Origin of the sequence: Schnuerera sp. (assembly GCF_035459645.1) — a bacterium.
Taxonomy (GTDB): domain Bacteria; phylum Bacillota; class Clostridia; order Tissierellales; family Tepidimicrobiaceae; genus Schnuerera.
The window spans coordinates 1-2042 of sequence record NZ_DATHXO010000172.1; the positions used below are offsets into that span (position 1 = coordinate 1).

A 2042-nucleotide genomic window follows, 5' to 3' on the forward strand; every position below is an offset into this window, starting at 1 on the left:
ATTATAGTCAGAAAGTAATGGATTTTCATGAACTCCCCAATTTCTCATAAAATAAACATCCTCTAATTTTAAAGGTGCTATCCTTACCCTTTTCCCTACTATCTCCATTTAGATTCCTCTTTCTTTATCATAATTAGTGAATCGGGTAGGAAGTAGATAATTATTTTATCTACTGGCCTCCCACACCACCGTACGTACGGTTCTCGTATACGGCGGTTCCATAGTTTACACTCTGACTTCAAGGTAATATTTATAAAAGCTTAAATATCCTTGTTTTTCAAACCTAGCATTAGTTAGGGTTGTTGCAAGTATATGGCTGTTGGCTATGTGCCAGTAGCCTTTTCTTGTATTTGCCCATTGCCATGCTTTTCCTTTGGCTACTCCAAGTTTCTGAAGGTTTTCACCTTTTGTTTTAACCTTCTTCCATCTTTTCCATGTTATCATTCTAATTCTTCTTCTTAACCATTCGTCAATGTCTTGCATAATACTTTTCATATCTGCTAATTTAAAATATTGTACCCAACCTCTTATTATTTGATTGAGTTTTATTTTTCTTCCTTCTATGCTCATGCCATTACTTCTACCTGTTACAGTTCTTAGTTTATCTTTTAGTTTTTTGATGCTTTTAGGGTGTACTCTCAATCTGCACTTTCCACCATATTTATAAAAGGCGTATCCTAGATATTTTATTTGACTTAACTTAGATATTTGGGTCTTTTCTTTATTTATTTTGAGTTTTAATTTACCTTCTATATATTTACTAGCTCTTTCATATTGTCTTTCAGCTGCTCTTTTACTTTTTGTAAATATTAAAAGGTCATCCGCATATCTTACATATAAATAGCCCCAGTCATCTAATTTCTGGTCTAGTTCATTTAACATAATATTTGCTAGTAGTGGACTAAGGGGGCCCCCTTGGGGTACTCCTTCATCACTTTTTATGAACATTCCATCGTCCATAATTCCTGCATTTAGGAATTTATGAATTAGAGATATTACCCTATTATCTTTTATTGTTCTTGATAAAATTTCTATAAGCATAGATTGATTTACAGTATCAAAGAATTTTTCTAAATCCATATCGATAACATACCAATATCCTCGATTTGCATATTCTTGACATTTCTTTAATGCGTCATGACAACCTCTATTGGGTCTAAATCCATAGCTTGTGTCTGAAAATTGTTCCTCATATCTGGGACTTAAAACCTGTAGGATTGCCTGTTGGATTACCCTATCTGTTAGTGTTGGTATTCCTAATTTTCTAGTTTTACCATTTTCTTTGGGTATTTCTACTCGTTTTACTGGATATGGTTTGTAGCTACCCTCTAGCAAAGATTTTAGAATTTCCTCTCGGTGGGTTTTCAAATGTTCTAGAAGTTCATCTATTTCCATCTTATCAACTCCACCTACTCCTTTGTTTCTTTTAACCTTTAAATAGGCGTTATTCATATTATCTCGTAAGAGGATTTGTTCTAAAATCTTTACCGTTGGTTTGTTGGTATTGATGTCATCCTTTTCAATTATCCTTGAAACACTTTGCCCATTTCCGTGTACTTCGTGTTCCACACTATCTCCACGGTTGGTGATGGTGTCATTATTCTGTTTTCTGCATTCAATCGTGTTCTCAGTAATTTTCATTGACTTCATCTCCTATGGTTCAACCCTTCCCATGAAATCTAGATTTCCATGGTACTATGGCATCTGCTGACTTCTCATGACAAATCTTGTTTCAACCAAGGTTCATACTCTGTTTTCCCTTGTCCATGAGACCTCCCCAGGTAAGAACAACAACTTTCATCCCATGTAACTGCCATATTTACTGTATAGAGTTCGGGTAGTATTGGACTTTGTTTTGTATTGCAAACTCGTCCACTCTACTTCAGCCTGATATGGTTTCTGTTCGTCAGTTCGGGACTTTGCCTCTAGCTTCCTTCAGATTCCACGTCGCCGTGGACACCCTTGCTCTTAGCTAACGGTTCCTACTACCAAGCCCGTAGTGGACTTTCACCACCAAGTTGTTGCCCATGCTGGGCACACAA

Annotated in this window: 1 protein-coding gene; it reads right to left on the reverse strand. The window is 36.1% G+C overall.

Features of this window, described 5'->3' with window-relative positions:
• Positions 1 to 225: 225 nt before the first annotated feature.
• A complete protein-coding gene (gene ltrA / locus VK998_RS04175) occupies positions 226 to 1641 on the reverse strand; it encodes a group II intron reverse transcriptase/maturase (RefSeq protein ID WP_325225825.1) in 1416 nt (471 codons plus the stop codon).
• Positions 1642 to 2042: the final 401 nt, after the last annotated feature.

What these genes read in the sequence shown, in the direction of transcription:
- ltrA (WP_325225825.1), bottom strand. Translation starts at nt 1,641, where the DNA reads ATGAAAATTACTGAGAACACGATTGAATGCAGAAAACAGAATAATGAC.